Annotated in this window: 4 protein-coding genes and 1 pseudogene; 1 reads left to right on the top strand and 4 read right to left on the bottom strand. The window is 61.8% G+C overall.

From position 1 onward, the window contains the following. Nucleotides 1-61: 61 nt before the first annotated feature. From C8N42_RS20805 to C8N42_RS20795, 3 genes are all read right to left on the bottom strand, one after another. The gene (locus C8N42_RS20805) at nucleotides 62-1210 is read right to left on the bottom strand and encodes an AAA family ATPase (protein ID WP_245890328.1); all 1149 of its coding nucleotides are present in this window, start codon (nucleotides 1208-1210) and stop codon (nucleotides 62-64) included. A 359-nt stretch (nucleotides 1211-1569) separates the two neighbouring features. Next, on the bottom strand, nucleotides 1570-2184 hold the full coding sequence (gene scpB / locus C8N42_RS20800; RefSeq protein WP_038069776.1) for an SMC-Scp complex subunit ScpB: 615 nt from the start codon (nucleotides 2182-2184) through the stop codon (nucleotides 1570-1572). A gap of 2 nt (nucleotides 2185-2186) precedes the next feature. Further along, nucleotides 2187-3071: a DUF1403 family protein gene (locus tag C8N42_RS20795; RefSeq protein WP_038069773.1), complete on the bottom strand. Its 885-nt coding sequence runs from the start codon at nucleotides 3069-3071 to the stop codon at nucleotides 2187-2189. Between the two features lie 157 nt (nucleotides 3072-3228). On the opposite strand from C8N42_RS20795, the gene C8N42_RS20790 reads away from it, so the two are divergent. Continuing rightward, complete coding sequence (locus tag C8N42_RS20790; protein WP_107818295.1) at nucleotides 3229-4326, top strand: tyrosine-type recombinase/integrase; 1098 nt, start codon at nucleotides 3229-3231, stop codon at nucleotides 4324-4326. Between the two features lie 9 nt (nucleotides 4327-4335). Here C8N42_RS20790 and C8N42_RS20785 read toward each other — a convergent pair. Next, a pseudogene (locus C8N42_RS20785) lies at nucleotides 4336-5007 on the bottom strand (nucleotidyltransferase family protein); the annotation flags it as partial. Nucleotides 5008-5115: the final 108 nt, after the last annotated feature.

The raw sequence follows: 5115 nt of genomic DNA, 5'->3' as shown, positions 1-5115 counted from the left end.
TGTTTGAACTCGCGGCTGAACATCCTTCTTGTCATGTAGATTCTCCAGTTTCATTAACACCTTATCTCGGTGTCCACGAAACCGGCAGCAGCTCAACTTGCATCCAGTCATCCCGGAAACGCATTAGCTGAAACACCATGGAGATCAGGTTCTGGAAGCCGAGGCCATTGTAGCTTTCAGGCAACTTCACCCCGGAAGTGTCGCCCGAGATATCGTATTGCACCGCAGCCGGGTGATCGAGCCCGTCAACCGGTTTGATCTGCGTGGCTATGAAGAGTTTCGGATTGTTCAGCCCGCCGGGGTAGCCGAGACTTTCCAGTTCCTTGATAGCATCAGCGAAACCATCCTTGAGCCGGGCATTAAAGGTGGTTTCGGCATCATGGATTGCCTCGAGCGCTTTGACGTCGTTCGGCGTGGGGTCCTTTTCGGGGTCGATATGTTTACGGAAATAGGGCTGAATCTGGCTGGCAATCTTGCGGCTAGTTGCGTTCGTCGGTTCATCGTCGTCGCCATTACTGTCCCCTGCGTCTGCGAAACCGCGTTGCGCGTTGATCTCACGAATGTGGATGAGTCCAGCAAAGGGGTTCGAACCGATCCCCTCCGACAAGGCCGGCAGGGCATGCGGCTCAACCGGCCCTGTCGTGGTGAAGCTCATGGGATCCAGAAGATGGGCGTTAAGCTCGAATAGGTCCCTCAGGCGCTTGTCTAGAAATTCTCGAAAGTCACGTGGCCAAAGCGCGAACCCTTTGGCCGTTGCGCCGCCGGGTTGCAGCGTCTGAGCGGCCTCTCGTGCGGCCAGGTACTGCGCCTTGATGTCCGCCCCCTTCTTTGGCTCCAAGCGTAGGCGCACGCCCAGCAAGCCACCAGTCCAGGTCAGTGTTGGGATCAGGTGCGCGACATGGTGCAGCTCTGACGTGTCAGCATGGAGCCAGACGTCAATGAACGGAAGCTGGGCCAGGAGCGGGCTGAGATCCACCTCGACCTCCTGTGTCCAGGCTCCCGCGATCTGTTCAATTGCGGCCCAGTTTGAGGCTGTCACATCACGCGTGTCGATACCGCCGCGATCCTTAAGGAATTTGCGCAGCGCCTTCATGGCCGATGTCTTGCCGCTGTTGTTGGCCCCGACGAGCAGGGTCTGCTTGTCCGACATATCCAGACGGGCGCGCCGCAATTTGCGAAAATTGAAAACTTCAATGCGTGTAAGCTTCATAGTATTGGTGTCCCCCTCGCAGAGAATGCTGCGATAGTTTTTCTATATATACTCGTCCTGCGGGTGTGTAGCCGTACTCAACCGTCAGGGTTCTCCCAGTATTCACTGTCTGGCTATTTGCTTCGCAGATTCACAGGAGATGCTGTGGAAATCGCATGCTGGGTTATGGGCCTCTCATCGGCCGTGAGGCGGAACGCCGGAGGCCTTGCCGCCAATAAATGCAAGAGACTTCGGTCAGAATAAGTGAAACGATTATCGCTTTGTAATCGCGTGACTTTCTTGGCACGCAGATGAATCGTTGCACCGCAAATGAAACGATAAGCACAACGGCGGACTTCACTCTCAGGATCGGCAACGCGTTACCCGCAATCGATTTGTGGCGCTTCGCCCACGACACCCGCATCCACCAGCTGCTCCCGATCGGGAAGATCGCGAAGGCTCTCCAACCCGAAGGCAACAAGGAACTGCTCGGTGGTGACGAAGGTATAGGGGGCCCCTCGCCGGGGCGACCTTGGCCCAGTCCCGATCAGGTTGCGTGCATGCAGCCGCCCGATCAGATCGCGACTAATCTCCTTGCCGAAGATATCCTTGAGCCCGTCGCGCGTGATCGGCTGGTGATAGGCGATGGCGGCCAGAACCGCGACGTCGAATTCGCTCAGGTCCAGCAGTTGATCCCCGACATCTGCCGCCGCGCGGATCGCGGGGGCGTAGGTGGCACGCGTGCGGAACATCCAGCCGCCAGCAACCTGGGCGATCTCGAAGGCCCGCCCCTCCAGATCGGCCGCAAGGTCCTCGACCAGCAGATCCACCGAGGCCCCCTGCCCGACGACGCGGGCAAGGTCTTCACGCGGGACCGGCGCGGTCGAGGCAAACAGCACCGCCTCGATGCGGCGCATCCATTCCCGCCAGCGCAGCTCGGGCGGCAGGTCGGACAGCTCGCGATCCAGTTCGGGGTCAGGGCGATCGTTTGCCATCGCTACAGCCCGTAGAGCCGGAAGGTGTCGCGCCCGGTCAGCTCGCGCACGGCGCCGAGGTCAACCAGCCGGTCACATAGCCGCCGCGCGGCGCGATCCGGCAAAGGCAAGGCACTAGGCGCCACCGCGTCCTGCGTCAGGAATATTTCCACCGCCGCCCCTGCCCCCTTGGCCCGAAGCTTTGGTGCGACCGCTTTCAAATGCGCCGCCCGACGCGCGAGATCGGCAGCCTGCCGGACAGCCTCGGCCCCCGATGATACAAGGGCGCGATGGCAGGCGAGACGCAAGTCGTCGCCTTGCTTGCGCAGGTCAGCGCGTTTCAGGCCCGGGGCCAGCAGCGGCACGACACGATCCCAACCGAGGGCTTGGGCAAGGGCCGCATCCGCGAGGACCAGCGCCGCAACCTCCTCCCGCGGGGCGTCGACCAGAACGGCCTCCAGCACTGCCGCTGCTCGCGCTACCGGCCCGCCCTGCCCTGCATCAAGCCAAACTGCTATCCGCGCTGGATCGAGTTGCGGCAAGGCCCGGTGCAAGGTCCCGATCGACACCTGCCGCTCCGCCGCGCGTTGCCAAGACTGACAGACCGCGCCCGCCGGACCGGGCAGATCGCCCGGACGCAGCAGATGCACCGTATCGCGCAACTCCCCTGCCCGCTCGGGCCGACCGGCAAACGCGACACAAGCTTCGGCCGCGCGCAGCGCGAGGCGGTCCCGCAACAAGGCTTGGGGCACATCCGCGCGTCCCAACACAAGATGCAGGTGGGTCAGCGCTGCGCCCGACAAAAACGCAACATCTTCAAGGGTTTCAGCGCGTACAGAGGTGACCCAGGCGGGCATCCGGGGTAACGTGTCTGGGTCGGTGATGTGATCCGGTCGGGCAACTGTCATGACCAAAGCCTATATCACCACGGCGCTTTTCGCCACAAAAATTCATAGAAACCGCCCCGCCTTCCCGTATCGTATTATGTCCAATAAGTTTGCATTATCGGACGCAAAAAGATATGCTGGGAAACAGTTCAATGTCATTGCCGGATTCAGTGAAAAAATGCCCTCAGAGACCGAGAAATCGACGTCAGCGCCTTCTGGTAAGCTGGCTGATGCTCGCGTCGACGAGCGGGATCAAGACGAAAGCGATGACATTGCTTTGCCCTCCCATATCGCGGGGTCCGGGACGCTCGATCGACTAGTGGACACCGCCCGCGACTACGCCCGTGCTGCGGCCTCGGACAACACGCTGAAAGCTTATGCGAAGGACTGGGCGCATTTTACCCGCTGGTGCCGGATGAAAGGCGCCGAGCCGCTGCCACCCTCCCCGGAAATGATCGGGCTTTATCTCGCCGATCTGGCCTCCGGGTCGGGCCCCTCCCCTGCCCTATCGGTCAGCACCATAGACCGCCGCCTGTCTGGCCTTGCTTGGAACTATGCACAGCGCGGTTTCACCCTCGATCGCAAGAACCGCCACATCGCCACGGTCCTGTCCGGAATCAAACGTAAGCACGCCCGTCCCCCGGTTCAGAAGGCAGCGATTTTGGCCGAGGACATCCGTGCGATGGTGGCCACCCTGCCCTACGATCTGCGCGGTTTGCGGGATCGGGCGATCCTGCTTTTGGGGTACGCCGGAGGCCTCAGACGTTCCGAGATCGTCAGTCTCGATGTCCACAAGGACGATACAGCAGACGGCGGCGGCTGGATCGAGATCATGGAGAAGGGCGCCCTGCTCACCCTCAATGCCAAGACCGGTTGGCGCGAGGTTGAGATTGGGCGGGGATCCTCCGAACAGACCTGCCCGGTGCAGGCCCTCGAACAGTGGCTGCACTTCGCAAAGATCGACTTCGGCCCGGTCTTCGTCCGCACCTCACGCGATGGCAAACGCGCAACGGAGACGCGGTTGAACGACAAACATGTCGCGCGCCTGATCAAGCGCACCGTCCTGGACGCGGGAATCCGATCCGAGCTGCCCGAGAAAGACCGCCTCGCTCTGTTCTCGGGTCACAGCCTGCGCGCGGGTCTTGCCAGTTCGGCGGAAGTTGATGAACGCTACGTCCAGAAACAGCTCGGACACGCCTCGGCCGAAATGACCCGTCGCTACCAGCGTCGGCGGGACCGGTTCCGGGTGAACCTGACCAAAGCTGCGGGGCTGTGATCCCCTGCCCTACCCCATGATCACCGCCAGGATCGCCGCCGCATCCGGGCGCTTGTCCAGAGAAGCCACAATCTGCTCACGCCAGCGCGGCCCCCGGTCCAGCGCGTCCTCATAGGCCTCGCGCAGCTCATCGGGACGGGTTTCGGCCAGCACTTCGATCAGAAGCGCCGCCTGCGCGCGGTCCTTCTGGGATTTCGAACGATCCCCTTGCCGCCGCCGCTCCGCAACGATCAGCTTGTGAATCGCATAGCGCTCCGGGCGCGGGATTTGCACCAGAACACCCGAGCGATAGAGGCTCACTGCCGGGATCGGATCTTCGATCAGGTAATCGAGATGCCGCAGTGCCATGGCGCTCACCCCCAGCGCGGGCAGATCGCGCAGGCTTTCTTCCCCCTGCGCAGGCATGAGGAATTCGACCAGCGTCTCGCCGCTGCTTTGCGTCCAGCGCCAGGTGCGCTGCGGATCGAGCGAGGGGCTCGGCGCGAATTTCAGGGATTTGAACACCTCTTCAAGTGGGGTCTCGACCCGGTCGCCGATGGCAAAAGAGAGCCGTTCGAAACTCGCAATGTCCATATCGCCTGTCTGCGCCAAAGCATCCGCGCCCAGCACCACGCCAAGCTCGCCCTCGTAATGGCGAAACGCAACCGTGCCCACCAACGTCCCGCCGAGGCGAAAGACCCCCGTACGCGCAAAGGGGGGTAGATTCCGGTAGGGGGCAGGATCGTATCACAAGGCATTATGTCGGTGCCGTTTGACGATGTCTGTGACGGTGTTTTTCGAGATGCCAAG

Source organism: Celeribacter persicus, assembly GCF_003050785.1.
GTDB classification, from domain to species: Bacteria; Pseudomonadota; Alphaproteobacteria; order Rhodobacterales; family Rhodobacteraceae; genus Celeribacter; species Celeribacter persicus.
This window is presented reverse-complemented; position numbering and strand designations above follow the sequence as displayed.

Coding starts and splice junctions, on each gene's coding strand:
- C8N42_RS20805 (WP_245890328.1), bottom strand. CDS start 1,210: ATGAAGCTTACACGCATTGAAGTTTTCAATTTTCGCAAATTGCGGCGC.
- scpB (WP_038069776.1), bottom strand. CDS start 2,184: ATGGCAAACGATCGCCCTGACCCCGAACTGGATCGCGAGCTGTCCGAC.
- C8N42_RS20795 (WP_038069773.1), bottom strand. CDS start 3,071: ATGACAGTTGCCCGACCGGATCACATCACCGACCCAGACACGTTACCC.
- C8N42_RS20790 (WP_107818295.1), top strand. CDS start 3,229: ATGCCCTCAGAGACCGAGAAATCGACGTCAGCGCCTTCTGGTAAGCTG.